Source organism: Caballeronia jiangsuensis (genome assembly GCF_046030135.1).
GTDB classification, from domain to species: Bacteria; Pseudomonadota; Gammaproteobacteria; order Burkholderiales; family Burkholderiaceae; genus Caballeronia; species Caballeronia jiangsuensis.
Window position 1 is genome coordinate 1 of the sequence record NZ_JAQQDB010000062.1, and the last position, 22,686, is coordinate 22,686.

Below are 22,686 nucleotides of genomic sequence, written 5' to 3' on the forward strand. Positions count from 1 at the left end.
CATTCGGTTTTTTCAATATAAAAAAAAAACGGGGCGGATAAAATTGCGGGCCCCCCCGCTTTCCTGCTTTCAGCGCAATACTACTTACATAAAGATTACTTTCCGCCGATGCCGCTCACATGATCGCCGACGTTCGCGCCGAACACGCGCTGTCGCAGGAGCGCCAATTGGTCGCGGGTCTGCGCCGCCTTTTCGAATTCGAGATTCTTGGCGTGATCCATCATCTGCTTCTCGAGGCGCTTGATTTCCTTCGAGATCTGCTTCTCGGACATGTCTTCGAACTTCGCGCGCGTCTGCGCTTCCTTGAGTTCGGCGCGGGCTTCGTCGGCGTTGTAGACGCCATCGATGATGTCCTTGATGCGCTTCTCGACGCCGCGCGGCGTGATGCCCATCTTCAGGTTGTGCGCGATCTGCTTCTCGCGGCGCCGCTCGGTTTCGCCGATCGCGCGCTTCATCGAGTCGGTCATGTTGTCGGCGTAGAGAATCGCCTTGCCGTTCACGTTGCGCGCCGCCCGGCCGATCGTCTGGATCAGCGAGCGCTCGGCGCGCAGGAAGCCTTCCTTGTCGGCGTCGAGAATCGCGACGAGCGACACTTCGGGGATATCGAGACCCTCGCGCAGCAGGTTGATGCCGACGAGCACGTCGAACGTGCCGAGCCGCAGGTCGCGGATGATTTCCACGCGCTCGACCGTGTCGATGTCGCTGTGCAGATAGCGCACCTTCACGCCGTGATCGGCGAGAAACTCGGTCAGCTGCTCGGCCATGCGCTTCGTGAGCACGGTGACGAGCACGCGCTCATGCACGGCGACGCGCGCGTTGATCTCCGACAGAACGTCGTCGACCTGCGAGCGCGCCGGACGCACCTCGATTTCCGGATCGACCAGACCGGTCGGCCGCACGAGCTGCTCGGCCACCTGCCCCGCCTTCTGCTTTTCATAATCGGCGGGCGTCGCGGAGACGAAGATCGCCTGACGCATCTTGCGCTCGAACTCGTTGAACTTGAGCGGCCGGTTGTCGAGCGCGGACGGCATGCGAAAACCGTAGTCGACGAGATTTTCCTTGCGCGCGCGGTCGCCGTTGTACATGCCGTTCAACTGGCCGATCAAGACGTGCGATTCGTCGAGCAGCATCAGCGCGTCGGGCGGCAGATAGTCGACGAGCGTCGGCGGCGGCTCGCCAGGCGCCGCGCCCGAAAAGTGCCGCGAGTAATTCTCGATGCCTTTGCAGAAGCCGAGCTCCTGGAGCATTTCCAGATCGAAACGCGTGCGCTGTTCGAGGCGCTGCGCTTCGACGAGCTTGCCGCCGCCATGGAAAAACTCGAGCCGCTCGCGCAGTTCGAGCTTGATGGTTTCGATCGCGCGCATCACGGTATCGCGCGGCGTCACGTAGTGCGACGACGGATAGACGGTAAAGCGCGGAATCTTGTTGCGCACGCGGCCGGTGAGCGGATCGAAGAGCATCATCGATTCGACTTCATCGTCGAAAAGCTCGACGCGCACCGCCATTTCCGCGTGCTCCGCCGGGAAGATATCGATAGTGTCGCCGCGCACGCGAAACGAGCCGCGCTGGAAATCGGCTTCGTTGCGCGTGTACTGCATCGCGATCAGACGCGCGATGACGTCGCGCTGGCCGAGCTTGTCGCCCGTGCGCAGCGTGAGAATCATCTTGTGATACTCCGACGGATTGCCGATACCGTAGATCGCGGACACGGTCGCGACGATCACGACGTCGCGCCGCTCGAGCAGGCTCTTCGTGGCCGAAAGCCGCATCTGCTCGATATGCTCGTTGATCGACGAATCCTTCTCGATGAAAAGGTCGCGCTGCGGCACGTACGCTTCCGGCTGGTAATAGTCGTAGTACGAGACGAAGTACTCGACGGCATTGCGCGGAAAGAACTCGCGGAACTCGGCGTAAAGCTGCGCCGCGAGCGTCTTGTTCGGCGCGAAGACGATCGCCGGGCGGCCCATGCGCGCGATCACGTTCGCCATCGTGAAGGTCTTGCCCGAGCCGGTCACGCCAAGCAGCGTCTGGAACGAGAGACCGTCCTCGATGCCTTCGACGAGCGTCGAAATGGCTTCGGGCTGATCGCCCGCGGGCGGATACGGCTGATAGAGCTGGAATGGCGAACCTTCGAACGTGACGAACTTCGATTCGTCCAGTTCTTCGGGTGATGCGATGAGAGTGTCGGACATGAGAGATCGAGAGAGTCAACGTCTGGCGCAAACAAGCATTCTAGCGTCGTACGCAATGCGCGCGCTCGCCATGACGTGACCGGGATTCGGGAGGGTTATCGTCGTCAGATTGGGCATGGATCGGCAATCTCAAGCGCGTACCTTCGCGCCCTTTTTTATCGTCGATTTCGCGTGCTTCGGCATAAAAAAGGGCCGAAAAGCACGCGCATTCGCACCATATTCGTCCGAAAAGCCACACCGGATTCGCTACAATGTGCGACTGGCATAACGGTTTTGGGCCGCTTATCGCCACACATCATCCGTTTGCATCCTGCCGCACGTCCTTCCCTCACTGCCGATAGATCATGTCTCTTTTCTCTGCCGTCGAACTCGCTCCCCGCGACCCGATCCTGGGCCTCAACGAAGCCTTCAACGCCGATACGCGCACGACCAAAGTCAATCTGGGCGTCGGCGTGTACACGAACGAGGAAGGCAAGATTCCGCTCTTGCGCGCCGTGCGCGAAGCCGAGAAAGCGCGCGTCGACGCTGCGCTGCCCCGCGGATATCTGCCGATCGACGGCATCGCCGCCTATGACGCGGCCGTGCAGAAACTGCTGCTCGGCGACGACTCGCCGCTGATCGCCGCGGGCCGCGTCGTGACGGCGCAGGCGCTCGGCGGCACGGGCGCGCTCAAGATCGGCGCGGACTTCCTGAAGCGCCTGAATCCGAACGCGATCGTCGCGATCAGCGATCCGAGCTGGGAAAACCATCGCGCGCTCTTCGAAGGCGCCGGTTTCGAAGTGGTCAACTACCCGTACTACGAGGCCGCCACGCACGGCGTGAACTTCGACGGCATGCTCGCGGCGCTCAACGGCTACGCGCCGGGCACCGTCGTCGTGCTGCACGCGTGCTGCCACAACCCGACGGGCGTCGATCTGTCGGACGATCAGTGGAAGCAGATCGTGGAAGTCGTGAAGGCGAAGAATCTCGTTCCGTTCCTCGACATGGCGTATCAGGGCTTCGCGGACAACATCGACGCGGACTCCGCCGCCGTGCGTCTCTTCGCCGCCGCCGATCTGAACGTGTTCGTTTCGTCGTCGTTCTCGAAGTCGTTCTCGCTGTACGGCGAGCGCGTCGGCGCGCTGTCGATCATCACGACGGGCAAGGAAGAATCGGCCCGCGTGCTGTCGCAACTCAAGCGCGTGATCCGCACCAACTATTCGAACCCGCCGACGCACGGCGGCTCGATCGTCGCGGCCGTGCTGGCGTCGCCGGAACTGCGCGCGACCTGGGAACAGGAACTGGGCGAAATGCGCGATCGCATCCGCGCGATGCGCAACGGTCTCGTCGAGCGCCTGAAGGCGAGCGGCGTCGATCGCGACTTCTCGTTCGTCGGCAAGCAGCGCGGCATGTTCTCGTACTCGGGCCTGACGGCGGCGCAAGTCGATCGTCTGCGTGAGGAATTCGGCATCTATGCCGTGAGCACCGGCCGTATCTGCGTTGCCGCGCTGAACACGCGCAACCTCGACGCCGTCGCGAACGCCGTCGCCGCCGTGCTGAAGTAAGTCGGTCCGGCAGCTTCCAAATGAAAATGGCGCCCTTCGCGGGGCGCCATTTTTTGTGCGCGTCGAAAGCGGCGATTCAGAGTGTCTTTTGCGCGGACGTCACGGCGGGCGTCGCGTCGTCGTCCTCGACGAAGCCTAGCGAAATCGCGCGTGCGAGCTCCGCGCTCACGCCCGCGACGCTGGTTTCCTCGTGGCGCATGGCCGCGCTGCCGCTTTCGCCGGCGTGCATGCAGAAAGCCAGCGCGATCGGAAGCACGATGACGACGGGCCAGTAGGTCGATATTGTCTTTTTCATGGGACTGCCTTTGGTCGAGATGTCGCAGCGGGTAACAAGCATTAGTGACCCATTGCCGGACACTTCGAATTTTACGGAATCGTCCCGATCTTAAAAAGCCATTGAAAAGCAAAGGATTGTTGCGTTGGCGACAACAAGCATGTCTGGTGGATGCGTGTCTTCGCTCGCGCCTTTATGACGCTTTGCCGTCATAAAGGCTTACAAAGTTGTTGGGGACATCCGCTCACCGATGCTGTCTCATACAGTAATGGTTCGACAGGTTCTATCAAGATCATGAAATCCGCAGTTGCTGGTCTTCTTATCGCGTCATCCGCAGCATTTCTCGGCGGCTGCGCGGTTTATCCCGATGGCTCATCCTATGGCGGCGGCTATCCCGGTGTCTACGACGATCCGGGCTACGGGGGATATTACGGCGGACCGCCGGTGGTTCAGCCGGGCGTCGTCGTCGGTGGCGGTTATTACTCGGGGCCTGCGTATTACGGTCCGGGTCGAAGCCGCTATTGGGATGACGGTCCGGGCTGGCGCCGGCCGCCGCCCGGTGGCTGGCATGGCAACCAGCAGCCGCGCGATCGTGGTCCGGGCGGGCCGCCGCCGCAAGCGGGCGGCAACGGACACCCGAACGGACCGCCGCCGCAGGCAGGCGGTGGTCGTCCGCCAGCCCCTCCGCCTCCGCAGGCGAGCGGCGCGCCGATGCCTAAGGCTGTCGGCGGTCAACCACCGGGGCCGAATCGCCCCCCGCCGCCGTCGGCGAATGGCGGCAATCGCGAGAGCGGAAACTCACGCGGCTTCCTCGGACGCTACGGCGGATAAGGCGAAAGGCGCACTCATTGATACAGGCCACGGCAGATTGCCGTGGCCTTTTTTCTATCCGAGATGCGAGTGCTGCGCCTTGTACAACTCTCTGAAGGTCCGCCCGACCGGCGCGGGCATGTCACGCGTACCGGTCCATCCACTGCCAAACGGCAAGCGCGAAATCGCTTTCTTGCTGCCACCCATCCGTTCGAGCACACGCACGGCGAGCTTCGTGAAGAGCGCATACGCAACCGGTCGTTTCGCGAGATAGCCCCAGGCCGCGAGCGCGGCGCGTTCGTTCCACGGTCGCAGGCGGCGCTCCATCTGCTTTTCGCGCAACTTCCGCAGCAAATCCGACAACGGAATGCCCACCGGGCACACGCTGTTGCACTCGCCGCAGAGCGTCGCGGCTTGCGGCAGGTCCAGCGCCTTGTCGATCCCGACATACGCAGGCGTCAGCACCGATCCCATCGGACCCGGATAGACCCAGCCGTATGCATGTCCGCCGATCTTCTGATAGACCGGGCAATGATTCATGCACGCGCCGCAGCGGATACAGCGCAGCATCTCCTGAAATTCCCGACCGATAAGCCCGGTGCGCCCGCCATCGACGATCACGAAATACATGTGCTCCGGCCCGTCCCATTCGTCCGCCGCGCGCGGCCCGGTCAGAAGCGAGAAATAGTTCGAGATCGTCTGCCCGGTCGCCGAACGCGGCAGGAGGCGCATTGCGGTCGCGAGATCCTCGAGCGTCGGCAGCACCTTTTCGATGCCCGTCACCGCGACATGCACGCGCGGCATCACCGTGCACATGCCTTCGTTGCCCTCGTTCGTGACGACGGCCACCGATCCCGTCTCCGCGATCAAAAAGTTGCCGCCCGTCACGCCCATGTCCGCCGACATGAAATGCGGACGCAGCACTTCGCGCGCCTCGCGCGTCATCTCGGGAATATCGGTCAGGCGCGGCTTGTTGTGCGTCTTCGCGAAGAGATCGGCGATCTGTTCCTTATCCTTGTGGACGACTGGCGCGATGATGTGGCTCGGCGGCTCGTTATCGTTGATCTGCAGGATGTATTCGCCGAGGTCGGTCTCGATGGACTGCACGCCCATCTCGCCGAGCACGCGATTCAACTGCATCTCTTCCGAGACCATCGACTTGGTCTTGATGACCTTTTTCACGTCGTGCTTGCGAGCGATATCCGCCACGAGCCTGGCCGCGTCCTGCGTCGATTCGGCGTAGAGCACCGTGGCTCCGCGCCGGGTCGCTTCGCGCTCGAAGGTTTCGAGCCACACGTCGAGATTGTCGAGCGCACGATCGCGCCGCTCCTTGAGCGCCGCGCGGGTCGCCTCGAAGTCGATGTCGCGCACCGCGCTCGCGCGCGCGCTCACGAACTTGGTCGAGAGCTTCGTGAGATTCTGTTGCAGGCGCTCGTCGGCGAGCTTGGCTGAAGCGCGCGCCTTGAAATGCATCGTCTGGACTTGCATGTTCGGTCTCTCTTTCAGGATGCGCTCACGCGCGGCCTTGCGCGTCGCCGGCAAGCACCTGCGCGATGTGCAGCACTCGCGTCGACGTATCGCCGGTGCGGCGCAGGCGCCCTTCGATGTTCAACATGCAGCCGAGATCGCCGAGCACGACGGTGTCCGCCCCGCTCGCCTTGATGTTCGCGCACTTTTCATCGACGATCGCGGTCGAAATGTCGCCGTACTTCACCGCGAAGGTGCCGCCGAAGCCGCAGCAATGCTCGCAGCCCGCCATCTCCGTGACCGGAACGCCCGCCTGCGCGAGCAGTTCGCGCGGCTGCGATTTCACGCCGAGTTCGCGCAGACCCGAGCAGGAATCGTGATAGGTCACCATGCCGTCGAATGCGCCGGGCTCCATGCGCGCCTTCGCGACATTCACGAGAAAATCCGTCAGCTCGAAAACACGCGGTTGCAGGCGCGCGAAGCGGCCCATCAGTTGCGGATCGTCGCGAAAGAGATCGCCGTAATGCGCGCGGATCATGCCGCCGCAGGAACCCGACGGCACCACGACATAGTCGAACTGTTCGAACTCGCGGAGCGTTTTTTCGGCGAGATCGCGCGCGAGCGGACGATCGCCCGAATTGTAGGCAGGCTGGCCGCAGCACGTCTGCGAGGGCGGCACGACCACTTCGAAACCCGCCCGCTCGATCAGCTTGATCACCGAGAAGCCGATTTCAGGGCGCATCATGTCGATGAGACACGTGACGAATAGTCCGACTCGCATTGGGGGCGTTTCCTGTTTTGTAGAAGTGATTGAACGCACCGACGATTATCCGCGAAAGTCCCGCCCGTCGGGCTCGCGCGGGTCCGCGAGCATCATTGACGAAGGGCATCTTTTTGACCGGCGTTCGCTTTTTTCACATTATGAGATACAATCGCCATTCCGCTGTTTGACGCATCAACCGATTTTTCACGATGAGCGATACGAACCCGGAATCCAAAACGTCCATTCAGGTGATCGAGCGCATGATGCGTCTTCTCGACGCCCTCGCCGATCACACTGACCCCGTCAGCCTGAAAGAGCTGTCCCAGAGCACGGAACTGCATCCGTCAACCGCGCATCGCATCCTGAACGACATGGTGCTGTGCCGTCTCGTCGATCGTTCCGATCCGGGCACCTACCGGCTCGGCATGCGGCTGCTCGAACTCGGCAATCTCGTGAAGGCGCGTCTCTCGGTACGCGAGGCCGCGATGCCGCCGATGCGCGAGCTGCATCGTCAGACGGGCCAGACTGTCAATCTGTCCGTACGGCAAGGCGACGAGATCGTGTATATCGAGCGCGCATATTCCGAGCGCTCGGGCATGCAGGTCGTGCGGGCGATCGGCGGCCGCGCGCCCTTGCATCTGACGTCCGTAGGAAAACTGTTCCTCGCCGCCGACGAAGCCACCCGCGTGCGCGCCTACGCGATGCGCACCGGCCTCTCCGGCCACACGCAGAACAGCATCACCGATCTCTCGAAGCTCGAACGCGAACTGTCGATGGTGCGCCAGCAAGCCTGCGCGCGCGACAACGAGGAACTGGAACTCGGCGTGCGCTGCATCGCGGCCGGCATCTACGACGACACCGGACGGCTCGTGGCCGGTCTGTCGCTGTCCGCGCCCGCCGATCGTCTGCAGGACGCCTGGCTCAAGCAACTGAGCCATACGGCGCTCGAAATCTCGCAGTCGCTCGGGTATCACCCGGAACAGGCGGCCGCCGAAGCGCCGCACGCGCACCGCTGAACCGCGCTCCATGAAAAAAACGGGATTCGTCTTTCGACGAATCCCGTTTTCTTTTGAGTCGGCTGCTCGAGCCGACGAAAGTCAGACGCTCAAGGATTCGCGCCGCTACCCATATCGGCGCTCATGATGTGCGGCTCGCCGAGCGTATCGAGAAACGAGCGCAGGCGGCCCGCATCGGCGAAACGCGAGTACTTGCCGTACGAGTCGAGCAGGACGATCACGACCGGGCGGCCGTTCACGTTCGCCTGCATCACGAGACATTCGCCCGCTTCGTTGATGAAGCCCGTCTTTTGCAGGCCGATATCCCACGACGCATTGCGGATCAGCGCGTTCGTGCTGTTGTAGGCAATGTTGCGCTTGCCGGTGAAGACGTCGTAGCTGCGATCGGTCGAGAACTTGCGGATCAGCGGATATTGATACGCCGCGTTCACCATCTTCACGAGGTCGCGCGCGCTCGACACATTCTGGCTCGTCAGGCCCGTCGAGTTCTCGAAGTGCGTGTCGGTCATGCCGAGCGACTTCGCCTTCGCATTCATCGCAGCGATGAACGCCGGACGGCCGCCCGGGTAATAGCGCGACAGCGCAGCCGCCGCGCGATTCTCGGATGCCATCAGCGCGATGTGCAGCATGTCCTCGCGATTCAGCTCCGAACCGACCGCCAGGCGCGAACCGGTGAACTTCTCGTAGTCGCGGTCTTCGTCGGTGACGCTGATCTCGTCGGTGAGCGGCATGTGCGAGTCGAGCACGACCATCGCCGTCATGAGTTTCGTGATCGACGCGATCGGCACGACGGCGCGCGAATTCTTGTCGAAGAGCGTCTCGGACGTGTTCTGGTCGACGACATAGGCAACGCTCGAGCGCAGCGCGAGGCTGTCGGGCGTGTCATGCAGGCCGAACGCCTGGCCGACCGACGTCGCACGCGGCTGGAACGCGACTGCGTGCACCGCGCCGCGGCGCGCATGCGGTTCCATGCGATACGACACCCGACGCTTGCGCGACGCGCGGGGCGCATCGTCGTCGTCATCCGTGGCGGCGACCTTGGCGGCTTTCGCGGCCTTCGGCGCCTTGAGAGTGGTTTTCGCCACGCGTGCAGGCTTTTCGGCTTGCGCGGTGGATTTCTTTGCGGTCTTGGTTGCCGTGGCGGTCTTTGCAAGGGCTTCAGCCGGAGCCGCTGCGAAAGACGTCGCTACTGCGATGGAGACAGCGATGGACAATGCCGAGCGCACTGCCACGCCATGCACCACCTTCAACGACGAAAACATTTCGGTTTTCATTAGTGTTCTGTTGGGCGGCTGGAGGGTACCGCCAAGTGTAGTGAAGCAACGAAATTTAAGCAATATTAAGCACTTATCGGCACTCGTTAAACTGAGTTGTAAGCCTGGATTGCATATTGCCGATCAACAGCGCGCCTCGATCGGAAAAAAACGATCGTCCCGGCGGAACCGTGCTGCCAAAAGCGCGCTTTTCTACACGACGGCAAACGCACTATCGGCAAAACTTTCCACGACTTTAGTTAAACGTGTGAACCGAATCGGACAAAACGCAGAACTTCGAATCGACGGAGGGGCGGTCGGATGCCGCGGACAAACACGCGACAGATCGGACAGCCGAAATGTTAACGTTTCTTCAACAATTTGGTGTACGGCAACATCTTAAAATTAAGACAAACTTCGGAAACTTCTCGTTTTGCATCGCGATAAGACTCGGACTTCGCGCGCGCGGGCAACATCAAATGGTCATCCGGACGTGTTCTCATCCACTTCGGGAAAGCGCAACTGACGCTCTCAACGGCCATATGCAGCATGGATGCTCAGGGTTTCCACCGATGCGCAGCTCGCACGCTTTTTTAGCAACTAAGTCCTTGTTTAACATACAATTTCGATTCATTGTGCGGCGCACAAAAAGTGCTTGACATCCATCGGAATATCTCTAAAATGGGTCTCATGTTGCGACGCACCAATTGCAGTTGCACCTAGCCGGCCAGGTTCATCGCGCCGGATCTACCCAAACCACGACCCGCGTTTGATGGGTCGGCCATCAGGAGCCTGAGATGACGCTGTTGACCCCCGAGCAAATCGCCGCTGCACAAAAAGCTAACTTCGACACGCTGTTCGGTCTGACGAACAAGGCGTTCGAAGGCGTCGAGAAGCTGGTCGAACTGAACCTGCAAGTCGTGAAGTCGACGCTGGCCGAAAGCCAGGAAAACGCGCAACGCGCGCTGTCGGTCAAGGACGCTCAAGAACTGCTCGCGCTGCAAGCCAGCCTGACGCAGCCGGTCGCGGAAAAGGTGCTGTCGTATGGCCGTCACCTGTATGAAATCGCGTCGGCCACGCAAGCTGAATTCGCCCGCGTCGCAGAAGCGCAGTACGAAGAGCAAAACCGCAAGGTGCAAACGCTCGTCGACAACGTCGCGAAGAACGCACCGGCTGGTTCGGAAACGGCTGTCGCCGTGATGAAGTCGGCTATCACCGCTGCCAACACGACGTACGAAACGGTTCACAAGGCAACGAAGCAAGCTGTCGAAATCGCTGAAAGCAACTTCAACGCTGCCGCTACGGCTGCGACGAAGGCCGCTACGCAAGCGACCGAGCAAGCTTCCCGCGCTGCCAAGAAGTCGGTTGCGTAAGTTTGCCGCCGGGCCCTGCCCGGTTTAGCGCAGCACGCATGACGAAGAACCCGGCCACCGTGCCGGGTTTTTTGTCGTCCGCCGTTTGCCCTGCAAATGAAAAAGGCGCGCTCCGGTTAAGGAGCGCGCCTTTGCACTTTCGAAGCGCGAACGCTTACTTCTTGCGCTGCGGCGGCAAATCCGTGCACACGCCTTCGTACAACTCGGCGGCCATCCCGACCGATTCGCCGAGCGTCGGGTGCGGATGGATCGTCTTGCCGATATCGGTTGCATCCGCGCCCATCTCGATCGCGAGACACACTTCGCTGATCAGATCGCCCGCGTTCAGACCGACGATGCCGCCGCCGATCACGCGATGCGTCTCTTCATCGAAGATCAGCTTGGTAAAGCCCTCGTCGCGGCCATTCGCGATCGCGCGGCCCGACGCGGCCCACGGGAACACGGCCTTGCCGAACTTGATGCCTTCGGCCTTGCACTGGTCTTCCGTCTTGCCGGCCCATGCCACTTCCGGATCGGTGTACGCCACCGACGGAATCTGCAGCGCGTCGAAATATGCCTTCTCGCCGTGCGCCGCTTCCGCCGCGACATGGCCTTCGTGCACGGCCTTGTGCGCGAGCATCGGCTGACCGACGAGATCACCGATCGCGAAGATGTGCGGCACGTTGGTGCGCATCTGTTTGTCGACGTTGATGAAGCCGCGATCCGTCACCGCCACGCCGGCCTTGTCCGCGCCGACCTTGCCGCCGTTCGGGCTGCGTCCGACCGCGAGCAGAACGAGGTCATAGCGCTGCGGTTCGCTCGGCGCCTTCTCGCCTTCGAAGGTCACGTAGATGCCGTCTTCCTTGGCTTCGGCCTTGGTCGTCTTGGTCTTGAGCATCACGTTCGTGAAGCGCTTGGAATTGAACTTCTCCCAAACCTTGACGAGATCGCGGTCCGCGCCGAGCATCAGGCCATCGAGCATTTCGACCACATCGATGTCCGAGCCGAGCGTCGAATAAACGGTCGCCATTTCCAGTCCGATGATGCCGCCGCCCACCACGAGCATGCGCTTCGGAAGCTGACGCAATTCGAGCGCGCCGGTCGAATCGACGACACGCGGATCGTCCGGGAAGAACGGCAGCTTCACGGCTTGCGAGCCGGCCGCGATGATCGCCTGCTTGAACTTCACGACCTTCTTGCCGTCCGCGCCCTGCACTTCCATATGGTTCGGATCGACGAAACTGCCGACGCCGGTGACCACCTGCACCTTGCGCGCCTTCGCCATGCCCGCGAGACCGCCGGTCAGTTTCTTGACGACGCCTTCCTTGAAACCGCGCAGCTTGTCGAGATCGACTTTCGGCTCGCCGAAGCTGATGCCGTGCGCCGCGAGTTCCGCCGCTTCGTCGATGACGAGCGCGGTATGCAGCAGCGCCTTCGACGGAATGCAGCCGACGTTCAGACACACGCCGCCCAGCGTCGAATAACGCTCGACCAGCACCGTCTTCATGCCGAGATCGGCGGACCGGAACGCCGCCGAGTAACCGCCGGGGCCCGCGCCGATCACGAGCATGTCGCATTCGACATCGGCGGCGCCGGAGTAGCTGCCCGCCTGCGGCGCGGGCGTGGACGCGGACGCCGGAGCGGCTGCGGCGGCTGCCGGAGCGGCCTTCTGAGGCGCGGCCGCGGGAGCCGCGTCGCCGCCTTCGAGCGTCAGGACGAGCGTGCCTTCCGACACGTTGTCACCGACCTTCACCTTCACTTCCTTCACCGTGCCCGCAGCCGGAGAAGGCACGTCCATCGTGGCCTTGTCGGATTCGAGCGTGATGAGCGATTGTTCCTTCTCGACCGTATCGCCCGGCTTCACGTGCACTTCGATGACCGGAATATCCTTGAAGTCGCCGATATCCGGCACCTTCACGTCCTGCACGCCGCCACCGCCCGCAGCCTTCGCGGGTGCGGCGGCCGGAGCCGGCGCGGCAGCGGGCGCAGCGGCAGCACCCGCGCCTTCCGTTTCGACCATCGCGATGACCGAGCCTTGGCTGACCTTGTCGCCCTGCTTGACCTTCACTTCCTTGATCGTACCCGCGACATCGGCAGGCACTTCCATCGTGGCTTTGTCGGTTTCGAGCGTGATGACGCCCTGTTCCTTTTCGATGCTGTCGCCGGGTTTGATATTGACTTCGATGACATCGACATCGGAGAAGTCGCCGATGTCGGGTACTTTTAGTTCGACGAGACTCATGTTGTCCCCTAAGAGATGTGCGGATGGAACCTCAGGGCAACGCCCCGAGGTTCCGCCGTCGGCCAGATCCGAAGATCAGAGAATGACGCGACGGAAATCGCCCAGAATCGCCGACAGATAAGCGTTGAAGCGCGCAGCGGCCGCACCGTCGATGACGCGATGGTCGTACGACAGCGACATCGGCAGCGTGAGGCGCGGCACGAACTGCTTGCCGTCCCACACCGGCTTCATCTGACCGCGCGACAGGCCGAGAATCGCGACTTCGGGCGCGTTGATGATCGGCGTGAAGTGCGTGCCGCCGATGCCGCCCAGCGACGAGATCGAGAAGCAGCCGCCCTGCATCTGATCGGGCTTGAGCTTGCCGTCGCGCGCGAGCTTCGACAGCTCCGCCATTTCCTTGGCGATATCGACGAGGCCCTTCTTGTCCGCGTCGCGGATCACCGGAACGACGAGACCGTTCGGCGTATCGGCCGCGAAACCGATGTGGTAGTACTTCTTGAACACGAGGTTGTCGCCGTCCAGGCTCGCGTTGAAGTCCGGGAACTTCTTGAGCGCCGAGACCACGGCCTTGATGACGAACGCGAGCATCGTGAACTTCACGCCCGCTTTTTCGTGTTCCTTGTTCAGCTTGACGCGCAGTTCTTCGAGCTCGGTGATGTCGGCTTCGTCGTTGTTCGTGACGTGCGGGATCATCACCCAGTTGCGATGCAGGTTCGCACCCGAGATCTTCTTGATGCGCGACAGCGGCTTCGGATCGATCGGCCCGAACTTCGTGAAATCGATCTTCGGCCACGGCAGGAGACCCAGCTCGCCGCCGCCACCGCCAGCCGGTGCAGCCGCTGCGGGCGCCGCACCCTGTCCCGACATCACGCCCTTGACGAACGCGGTGATGTCGCCTTGCGTGATGCGGCCTTTCGGACCGCTGCCGCGCACGCGCGACACATCGACGCCCAGGTCGCGCGCGAACTTGCGCACCGACGGCGACGCGTGGCTCGACGTGCGCGTGCCGTCGCCGGCGGGCATCAGGGGCGCCTGCGCGAGCGCGGACGGCGCCTCTTTCGCGGGAGCGGGTTTCACGGGCGCATCGGACGGCACTTCGACCGGCTTCGCGGGCGCGGGAGCCGCCGCGGGCGCAGCCGCTCCAGCGCCGCCTTCCAGCACGACGATCAGCGTGCCTTCGGAAACCGTGTCGCCGATCTTGACCTTCAGCTCCTTCACCGTGCCCGCCTCGGGACTCGGCACGTCCATCGTCGCCTTGTCGGATTCGAGCGTGACGAGCGACTGCTCCTTCTCGACCTTGTCGCCGACCTTCACGCCGATCTCGATGACCGGAATGTCCTTGAAGTCGCCGATGTCCGGCACCTTCACTTCGATGGTACCGCCGCCGCTCGCCGCGGGCGCGGCAGCGGGCGCCGCCGCCGGAGCCGGTGCGGCCGCTTCCTGCTTGGCGGCAGGCGCGGAAGCGGATGCGCCGCCTTCCAGCACGACGATCAGCGTGCCTTCCGACACGTTGTCGCCGACCTTGACCTTGACCTCCTTCACGGTGCCCGCCGCCGAACTCGGCACGTCCATCGTCGCCTTGTCGGATTCGAGCGTGACGAGCGACTGCTCGGGTTCGACCGTATCACCCACCTTGACCAGCACTTCGATCACGGGGATGTCCTTGAAATCGCCGATGTCCGGCACTTTGACTTCGATCGCTTGACTCATTATTAGTGTCTCCTGGGTTGCACGCGGGCCTCCTTCCGCTTCGGAAGGAGGCCGCGTCACAACGCACGGGGGCGATGCCTTTAGACGGTCATCGGGTTGGGTTTGGACGGGTCGAGGTTGTACTTCTTGATCGCCTCGGCGACGACCTTGCGCTCGATCGTGCCTTCGTCGGCCAGCGCGTTCAGCGCGGCCAGCGTCACCCAGTAGCGGTCGACTTCGAAGAAGTGGCGCAGCGCCTCGCGCGTATCCGAGCGGCCGTAGCCGTCGGTGCCGAGCACCACGAACTTGTTCGGCACATAGCCGCGGATCTGGTCGACGAGCGCACGGATGTAGTCCGTCGATGCGATCACCGGGCCCTTCGCGCCCTTGAGCAGCGCGCTCACGTGCGGCACGCGCTTCTCTTCCGTCGGATGCAGCAGGTTCCAGCGCTCGCACGCCTGACCGTCGCGCGCCAGTTCGGTGAAGCTCGGCACGCTCCAGAGATCGGCGGTGACGTTCCAGTCGTTCTTCAGGAGATCGGCGGCGGCGATCACTTCATTGAAGATCGTGCCCGCGCCCATCAGTTGAACGTGCGCCTTGCCCGCGCCTTCGGCCTTCTTGAACGCGTACATGCCCTTGATGATGTCCGAAGCAACGGCATCGCCTTGCGGGATCGCCGGATGCTCGTAGTTCTCGTTCATCACGGTGATGTAGTAGTACACGTCTTCCTGATCCGCGACCATGCGGCGCAGACCATCCTGCATGATGACCGCGAGCTCGTAGCCGAACGTCGGGTCGTAGCTCACGCAGTTCGGGACGGACGCCGCCCACAGCAGCGAGTGGCCGTCTTCGTGCTGCAGGCCTTCGCCGTTGAGCGTCGTGCGGCCCGCGGTGCCGCCCAGCAGGAAGCCGCGCGAACGCATGTCGCCCGCGGCCCATGCCAGATCGCCGATGCGCTGGAAGCCGAACATCGAGTAGAAGATGTAGAACGGGATCATGATCTCGCCGTGCGTCGAGTACGACGTCGCGGCCGCGATCCAGTCACACATGCCACCCGCTTCGTTGATGCCTTCCTGCAGAATCTGACCCGTCTCCGATTCGCGGTAGAACATCAGCTGGTCGGAGTCTTCCGGCACGTACTTCTGGCCTTCCTGATTCCAGATGCCGATCTGACGGAAGAGACCTTCCATGCCGAAGGTACGCGACTCGTCCGGCACGATCGGCACGACGCGCTTGCCGAGCGCCTTGTCCTTCAGCAGGATGTTCAGGATCCGCACGAAGGCCATCGTCGTGGAGATTTCGCGGCCTTCGCCCGTGCCCTTCAGGAGCGGCTCGAACGCGGAGAGCGCCGGCACCGGCAGCGATTCCGCCTTCTCGCGGCGCGACGGCAGATAGCCGCCCAGGTCCATGCGCTTCTGACGCATGTACTCCAGTTCCTTCGAGCCTTCCTCGAACGTGAGGTACGGCACGTCGGCGATCTGCTCGTCGCTGAGCGGCAGGCGGAACTGGTCGCGGAATTTCTTCAGCGTGTCGATCGGCAGCTTCTTCTGCTGGTGCGTGATGTTCATCGCCTGACCGTGCTCGCCCATGCCATAGCCCTTGATGGTCTTGGCGAGGATGACGGTCGGCGCGCCCTTCGTCTTGGTCGCGGCGTCGAAGGCCGCGTAGATCTTGTGCGGATCGTGTCCGCCGCGGTTCAGGTTCCAGATGTCGTCATCGGACCAGTCGGCGACGAGCGCCTTCAGTTCCGGCGTGTTGAAGAAGTGCTCGCGTACGAACGCGCCCGACTCCGACTTGTACGTCTGGTATTCGCCGTCGACGACTTCCATCATGCGGCGCATCAGCGCGCCGGTCTTGTCGCGCGCGAAGAGCGCATCCCAGCGGCTGCCCCAGATGACCTTGATGACGTTCCAGCCCGCGCCGCGGAATTCGCTTTCGAGTTCCTGGATGATCTTGCCGTTGCCGCGCACCGGACCGTCCAGGCGCTGCAGGTTGCAGTTGATGACGAACACGAGGTTGTCCAGACGCTCGCGGCCGGCCATGCCGATCGCGCCGAGCGATTCCGGCTCGTCCGTCTCGCCGTCGCCGAGGAACGCCCAGACCTTGCGGCCTTCCGTCTTCGCGATGCCGCGCGCCGCCATGTACTTCATGAAGCGCGCCTGATAGATCGCCATGATCGGGCCGAGACCCATCGACACGGTCGGGAATTGCCAGAAGTCCGGCATCAGCCACGGATGCGGATACGAGGAGATGCCCTCGCCGCCCACTTCCTGACGGAAGTTGTTCAGTTGCTTCTCGGTCAGGCGGCCGAGCAGGAACGCGCGCGAGTACACACCCGGCGACGAGTGGCCCTGCACGAACACGAGATCGCCGCCGTGTTCTTTCGACGGCGCGTGCCAGAAGTGATTGAAGCCGACGTCATAGAGCGTTGCGGCCGACGCGAACGAAGCGATGTGCCCGCCGACGTTCGTGTCCTTGCCCGCGCGCAGCACCATCGCGATGGCGTTCCAGCGGGTGTACGAGCGGATGCGGTGTTCGAGGTCCTGATCGCCCGGATTCTTCGCCTGCGCGGCGACGGGGATCGTGTTGATGTACGGCGTGTTCGCCGAGAACGGCAGGTGCTCGCCATGCACGCGAGCGAATTCGATCTGTTTCTCGATCAGGTAGTGCGCGCGATCAGGACCGACCGCGGAAATTACGCCATCGAGCGCGTCGAGCCACTCGGCGGTTTCCTGAGGATCGTCGTCCTTGGCGTTGGCGACATATTTGAGAACTTCGTCGGGTACAGCGGACATGCTCGTCTCCTGATGTGAGGAACACTCTGAGAACCGCCGGCGCACGCCCGATCGAAGGCGGGCACTGGCCGCGTGCCGGCAATTCTAAAGAGGGTCCAGACCATGATGCAAGGAATTTTTCAAATCATGAGAGTTAATCTCACCATACGAAAAATTGCTGCAACGCACCGTCCGATAAGACTTTTTTGTTCAGATGTTTCTCCTCCTTTTGCGACAATCCATACTTCTTTACCGTCTTTTTACGCCGATTAACAATCAGGCGCTGCGTTACAATCGCTTCCATGTTGACCGAACGGCTGATCAAACGCTCGGCGAGGGTCGCGCGAAAGCCGACCGACGCCTCGCCCTCCCGCTGGCACCACGGCCCGTGGTGGTCGAACTCCTATTTACTCACGCCGCTCATTTCGATCCTGGTATTCCTGGTCGTGATGAGTCTCATCCTATGGAGCCTGAACCGGCGCGAGCAACAGCAGCAGGAAGACACGCTCTATCGGAATGTCGCGTGGGCACAGCAGCAAATCCGTCTTTCGATGACCGGCGCGCAGGAGCAGATCCAGGCGCTCGCGCGCGACATCGCGACCGGCCACGGCGACCCGCAAACCTTCCAGACCTCGTCCACCGACATCATGCAGGGGCATCCCGAGATCCTCTACATGAACTGGTACACGAGCGAGCATAAGCCCCGCTGGCCGAATACGCCGCTGCCCGTGCTCGGATCGCGGCTCGCGAAGCCCAACGACACGCAGATGGACGAGGCCGTGCAGGCCGCATTCGACGAAGCGCGCACCACCCGCCGCCAAGTCTACTCGCCGTTGCTCTACGACGACCTCGGCAATGGCTATATCACCCTGCAGACACCGGTTTTCCGCGACCGCGAGTTTCTCGGCTCGATCGCGGCGGTGTTCTCGATCGAAGGCGTCCTGAAGCACGACATTCCCAGCGAACTGTCGGCGAAGTACAAGATTTCCATCACCGACCTGAACAACCGCGAGCTCGCGACCACGTCGAGCCGCCCGCGCCTGCCGCGCGACATGTTCTACGACCTGCCGCTCGATCCGCCGGGACAGGGCCTGTCGGTGCGCGTGTATTCGTATCCGCAGCTCACGAACTTCACCAACAACACGCTCGTCTGGCTCGTCGCGGGTTTGTCGTGCTTCGTGCTCTGGAGTCTCTGGAGCCTGTGGAAGCACACGCGCCAGCGCTTCGAGGCGCAACAGGCGCTGTACGCCGAAGCGTTTTTTCGACGCGCGATGGAAAACTCGGTGCTGATCGGCATGCGCGTGCTCGACATGCACGGCCGCATCACGCACGTGAATCCCGCGTTCTGCCGCATGACGGGCTGGGACGAGAGCGATCTCGTCGGCAAGAACGCGCCGTTCCCGTACTGGCCGCGCGACGCGTATCCCGAAATGCAGCGCCAGCTCGACATGACGCTGCGCGGCAAGGCGCCTTCTTCCGGCTTCGAACTGCGCGTGCGGCGCAAGGACGGTTCGTTCTTCCACGCGCGGCTGTACGTGTCGCCGCTGATCGACAGTTCGGGCCGGCAGACCGGCTGGATGTCCTCGATGACGGACATCACCGAGCCCAAGCGCGCGCGCGAAGAACTCGCCGCCGCGCACGAGCGCTTCACCACCGTGCTCGAAAGCCTCGACGCGGCCGTCTCCGTGCTCGCCGCCGACGAAGCCGAGCTGCTCTTCGCCAATCGCTATTACCGGCATCTGTTCGGCATCCGTCCGGACGGGCATCTGGAGCTCGCGGGCGCCGCGTTCGACGGCGGCTCGCAGAGTTCGTCGGACACCATCGACATGGTCGACACCTACGCGGGCCTGCCCGCCACCGCGCTCACCGAAAGCTCGGCGGACGCGCAGGAAGTCTATGTCGAAGGCATCCAGAAGTGGTTTGAGGTGCGCCGCCAGTACATCCAGTGGGTCGACGGCCATCTCGCGCAGATGCAGATCGCCACCGACATCACGCAGCGCAAGCAGGCGCAGGAACTCGCGCATCAGCAGGAAGAAAAGCTCCAGTTCACGAGCCGCCTGATGACGATGGGCGAAATGGCGTCGTCGCTCGCGCACGAGCTGAATCAGCCGCTCGCGGCGATCAACAACTATTGTTCGGGCTGCGTCGCGCTGGTGAAATCCGGCCGCGTGACGCAGGAAACGCTGCTTCCCGTGCTCGAAAAGACCGCGCAGCAGGCCGTACGCGCAGGCATGATCATCAAGCGCATCCGCGAGTTCGTGAAGCGCAGCGAGCCCAAGCGCCAGGCGGCGCGCGTCGCGGATATCGTCGCGGACGCGGTCGGTCTCGCCGAAATCGAGGCGCGCAAACGCAAGATTCGCATCGTCACCGAAATCCGCTCGCGCATGCCGGTGATCTACGTCGATCCGGTTTTGATCGAACAAGTGTTGGTCAACCTGTTGAAAAACGCGGCCGAGGCGATGCATGATGCGAAACCGAACGCCATCGATCCGGTGATTCGCGTCGTCGTGCAGCGCATGGACGGCGGCTTCGTGTGCATCAGCGTGGTCGATCAGGGTCCGGGCGTGGACGAGGCAACCGCCGAGCGCCTCTTCGAACCGTTTTACAGCACCAAGTCCGATGGCATGGGCATGGGGCTGAACATCTGCCGCTCGATCATCGAGTCGCATCGCGGACGCCTCTGGGTCGTCAACAACGTCGAAGCGGACGGCCACGTGACCGGCGCGACCTTCCACTGCAGCCTGCCGATCGGCGCAGTGGACGGCAGCTCGGGCACGAGCGGCACGGATGCGCAGGACGAACATACGAGACAACAAACAGTTACGGGAGAACTATGAGCACAGTCACCACTCAGGAAACCGTCTTCGTCGTCGACGATGACGAAGCCGTGCGTGATTCCTTGCGCTGGCTGCTCGAAGCAAACGGCTATCGCGTTCAGTGTTTCTCCAGCGCGGAATCGTTTCTCGACGTCTATCTGCCGATCTCGCACTCCGGCGCGATTTCCTGCCTGATCCTCGACGTGCGGATGGCCGGCATGACGGGGCTGGAGTTGCAGGAGAAACTCATCGCCGAGAATTCGCTCCTGCCGATCATCTTCGTGACGGGTCACGGCGACGTGCCGATGGCCGTCTCGACGATGAAAAAAGGCGCGATGGACTTCATCGAAAAGCCTTTCGACGAGGCCGAGCTGCGCAAGCTCGTGGAGCGCATGCTGGAAAAGGCGCGCAGCGAAAGCACCAGCGTGCAGCAGCAGCGCGCCGCCGCCGAGCGTCTGGGCAAGCTGACCGCGCGCGAGCATCAGGTGCTCGAACGCATCATCGCGGGACGCCTGAACAAGCAGATCGCCGACGATCTCGGCATCAGCATCAAGACGGTGGAAGCGCATCGCGCGAACATCATGGAGAAGCTCTCTGTGAACACTGTCGCGGATCTGCTGCGCCTCGCGCTGTCGAACAAGCCTCAGCAGTAACGGCTTCGCTCTCCCGTTCGCGGCCGGCATCGTCATGCCGGCCGCGCTTTCATGGCGCGCCCGATGCCCGCATCGCGCCGCCCGTCCCCTTCCGAAACCCCCGTTGTCGGCGAGAGTGAAACGTGATATTTCCTGAATCACGTTGACACACATCGCGGCCCGCCCGTAATTTGGCCGGACCCACTACCGGACAACGGTCATGCGCGACAAGGCGTCTGCCACGTACTTGCTCGACGGTCAAACGTTTGGTGTCGATACCTTCGAGACCAGCGCGCTCTCTCGCATCGTTCCCTTCGCTTTCATCAAGCACTGCGCATCAGTTCGCCGCCTGTCGGCAAGCAACGTGCGCATCGCGCGTGCACCGGAGGACTTGATCTTGAAACGAAACCCTTACATCGTCGTCGGGCATCGCGCGCGCACGCTGCGGATCATCGCGATGAGCGTTGCGCTCGCGCTGCCGCTCGCGGCGCTCCTTCCCGGACAGGTGCACGCACAGACGCAGGACGCCGCGAGCACCGCGCCGAAGCTCACGAACCAGCAGCTCGATGCGCTGACCGCGCCGGTCGCGCTCTATCCCGACGCGCTGCTCGCGCAGGTGATGATGGCGTCGACGTATCCGTCGCAGATCACCGAAGCGGCCGCGTGGTCGAAGGCGAATCCGAACGTCAAGGGCGACGACGCGGTCAAGGCCGTGCAATCCGAGCCGTGGGACCCGAGCGTGCAATCGCTCGTCGCGTTCCCTCAGGCGCTCGCGACGATGGCCTCCAAGATCGACTGGGTGACGCAGCTCGGCAACGCCTTCATCGCGCAGCCGAGCGACGTGATGGACTCGGTTCAGCGTCTGCGGCGCGCGGCGCAAAGCGCGGGCAATCTCAAGACGAACGAGCAGCAGAAGGTCACGAGCGCGCCGCCGCCGCCGGGCAGCACGACCACCAGCACGACGGTGATCCAGATCGAGCCGGCCAATCCGCAAGTAGTCTATGTGCCGACCTACAACCCGACGGTCGTGTACGGCACATGGCCCTATCCAGCCTATCCGCCGGTCTACGTGCCGCCGCCTCCGGGATATGCGATGGCGTCGGCGTTCGTCGGCGGCCTCGCGTTCGGCGCGGGCGTCGCGGTCGTGAATTCGCTGTGGGGCAATTGCAACTGGGGTCACGGCGATGTCAACGTCAACGTGAACCGCTACAACAACATCAACACGAGCAACCGCATCAACGCGAACAGCAACAACGTGCGCTGGAACCGCAACGATCCGCAGTTCAACCGGACCAACGTCCAGAACCGGCAGAACACGTTGAACAACGCGAATCGCGGCGCGAACGCCAACCAGTTTCGCGGCCGCGAGGACGGGCGCGCGCAGGCGGCCCAGACGCTGCAGCAGCGCACCGGGCAAAACCTCAACGAGCCGGCCAGCCAGCGCGTGCAGAGCATCCGCCAGGGCGGCGGAGAGAACGCGCGCAACACGAGCGACCTGCGGCAGCGCTCGCAGGACGTGAATCGCGATAACGCGCTGCGCGGCGCGGGCGACGGCAACGGTGCGCGGCAGGACATGCAGCGCGGACAGGCGAGCCGGGAGTCGTTCGCCAATCAGTCACATAACCGCGGCGGCGGTGTCGAGCGTCAGGCGGGCGGCGGGCTTGGCGGCGGCGGTGGTGGTGGTGGTGGCGGCGGCGGATTCCATGGAGGCGGCGGCGTGCAACGCGGCGGCGGCGGTGGCGGCGGATTCCACGGAGGTGGCGGCGGAGGCGGCGGCGGGTTCCATCGAGGCGGCGGCGGAGGAGGATTCCGCCGGTGATGATCGCGTCCATCGTCAAACGCCGCTCAGGCGGCGAACGCCA

The 22,686-nt window shown here is 63.0% G+C and carries 16 protein-coding genes; 8 read left to right on the top strand and 8 right to left on the bottom strand.

All coding sequences use genetic code 11. The features are described 5' to 3' along the window. Positions 1–95 precede the first annotated feature (95 nt). Entirely contained in the window at positions 96–2,192 is a 2,097-nt protein-coding gene (gene uvrB / locus PQR08_RS36265) for an excinuclease ABC subunit UvrB (protein WP_250483426.1), read from the bottom strand. Between the two features lie 344 nt (positions 2,193–2,536). Between uvrB and PQR08_RS36270 the strand changes: the two genes are divergently transcribed. Further along, on the top strand, positions 2,537–3,736 hold the full coding sequence (locus tag PQR08_RS36270) for an amino acid aminotransferase (protein WP_187605024.1): 1,200 nt from the start codon (positions 2,537–2,539) through the stop codon (positions 3,734–3,736). A 76-nt stretch (positions 3,737–3,812) separates the two neighbouring features. Here the strand turns inward: PQR08_RS36270 and PQR08_RS36275 are convergent, their stop codons facing one another. Then, the gene (locus PQR08_RS36275) at positions 3,813–4,031 is read right to left on the bottom strand and encodes a hypothetical protein (protein ID WP_250483425.1); all 219 of its coding nucleotides are present in this window, start codon (positions 4,029–4,031) and stop codon (positions 3,813–3,815) included. A 273-nt stretch (positions 4,032–4,304) separates the two neighbouring features. Between PQR08_RS36275 and PQR08_RS36280 the strand changes: the two genes are divergently transcribed. Next, entirely contained in the window at positions 4,305–4,841 is a 537-nt protein-coding gene (locus PQR08_RS36280) for a hypothetical protein (protein WP_250483424.1), read from the top strand. 54 nt (positions 4,842–4,895) lie between these two features. Here PQR08_RS36280 and PQR08_RS36285 read toward each other — a convergent pair whose 3' ends face one another. Both PQR08_RS36285 and PQR08_RS36290 read right to left on the bottom strand, forming a co-directional pair. Further along, positions 4,896–6,308, bottom strand: a complete 1,413-nt coding sequence (locus PQR08_RS36285) for a lactate utilization protein B (protein ID WP_408164097.1) — start codon at positions 6,306–6,308, stop codon at positions 4,896–4,898. 25 nt (positions 6,309–6,333) lie between these two features. After that, the gene (locus PQR08_RS36290; RefSeq protein WP_035506498.1) at positions 6,334–7,068 is read right to left on the bottom strand and encodes a (Fe-S)-binding protein; all 735 of its coding nucleotides are present in this window, start codon (positions 7,066–7,068) and stop codon (positions 6,334–6,336) included. A 191-nt stretch (positions 7,069–7,259) separates the two neighbouring features. On the opposite strand from PQR08_RS36290, the gene PQR08_RS36295 reads away from it, so the two are divergent. Next, complete coding sequence (locus tag PQR08_RS36295; protein WP_250483422.1) at positions 7,260–8,066, top strand: IclR family transcriptional regulator; 807 nt, start codon at positions 7,260–7,262, stop codon at positions 8,064–8,066. Positions 8,067–8,155: 89 nt separating this feature from the next. Here the strand turns inward: PQR08_RS36295 and pbpG are convergent, their stop codons facing one another. Beyond that, positions 8,156–9,151, bottom strand: coding sequence for a D-alanyl-D-alanine endopeptidase (pbpG, locus tag PQR08_RS36300; RefSeq protein ID WP_250483421.1), 996 nt, complete (start codon positions 9,149–9,151; stop codon positions 8,156–8,158). Between pbpG and PQR08_RS36305 the strand changes: the two genes are divergently transcribed. Both PQR08_RS36305 and PQR08_RS36310 read left to right on the top strand, forming a co-directional pair. Further along, complete coding sequence (locus PQR08_RS36305; RefSeq protein ID WP_250483420.1) at positions 9,138–9,722, top strand: hypothetical protein; 585 nt, start codon at positions 9,138–9,140, stop codon at positions 9,720–9,722. The genes pbpG and PQR08_RS36305 overlap by 14 nt on opposite strands. A 394-nt stretch (positions 9,723–10,116) precedes the next feature. Then, complete coding sequence (locus PQR08_RS36310; protein ID WP_035506491.1) at positions 10,117–10,692, top strand: phasin family protein; 576 nt, start codon at positions 10,117–10,119, stop codon at positions 10,690–10,692. Between the two features lie 154 nt (positions 10,693–10,846). On the opposite strand, the gene lpdA is transcribed toward PQR08_RS36310, so the two are convergent. The 3 genes from lpdA to aceE form a co-directional block, all read right to left on the bottom strand. Next, complete coding sequence (gene lpdA, locus PQR08_RS36315) at positions 10,847–12,913, bottom strand: dihydrolipoyl dehydrogenase (RefSeq protein ID WP_250483419.1); 2,067 nt, start codon at positions 12,911–12,913, stop codon at positions 10,847–10,849. Between the two features lie 75 nt (positions 12,914–12,988). After that, complete coding sequence (aceF, locus tag PQR08_RS36320) at positions 12,989–14,623, bottom strand: dihydrolipoyllysine-residue acetyltransferase (RefSeq protein ID WP_250483418.1); 1,635 nt, start codon at positions 14,621–14,623, stop codon at positions 12,989–12,991. An 80-nt stretch (positions 14,624–14,703) separates the two neighbouring features. Next, positions 14,704–17,397 carry a pyruvate dehydrogenase (acetyl-transferring), homodimeric type gene (aceE, locus tag PQR08_RS36325; RefSeq protein ID WP_250483417.1) on the bottom strand — a complete coding sequence of 898 codons (2,694 nt, stop codon included), beginning with the start codon at positions 17,395–17,397 and terminating at the stop codon, positions 14,704–14,706. 281 nt (positions 17,398–17,678) lie between these two features. On the opposite strand from aceE, the gene fixL reads away from it, so the two are divergent. The 3 genes from fixL to PQR08_RS36340 all read left to right on the top strand — a co-directional run bounded on the left by fixL (position 17,679) and on the right by PQR08_RS36340 (position 22,643). Next, complete coding sequence (fixL, locus tag PQR08_RS36330; RefSeq protein ID WP_035506485.1) at positions 17,679–20,213, top strand: oxygen sensor histidine kinase FixL; 2,535 nt, start codon at positions 17,679–17,681, stop codon at positions 20,211–20,213. Then, positions 20,210–20,845 (top strand): oxygen response regulator transcription factor FixJ, encoded by a 636-nt coding sequence (fixJ, locus tag PQR08_RS36335; protein WP_014190971.1) that lies wholly within the window; start codon positions 20,210–20,212, stop codon positions 20,843–20,845. Before fixL ends, fixJ begins: the two co-directional genes overlap by 4 nt. A 436-nt stretch (positions 20,846–21,281) precedes the next feature. Beyond that, complete coding sequence (locus tag PQR08_RS36340) at positions 21,282–22,643, top strand: DUF3300 domain-containing protein (protein WP_250483427.1); 1,362 nt, start codon at positions 21,282–21,284, stop codon at positions 22,641–22,643. The last annotated feature ends 43 nt before the right edge of the window (positions 22,644–22,686 follow it).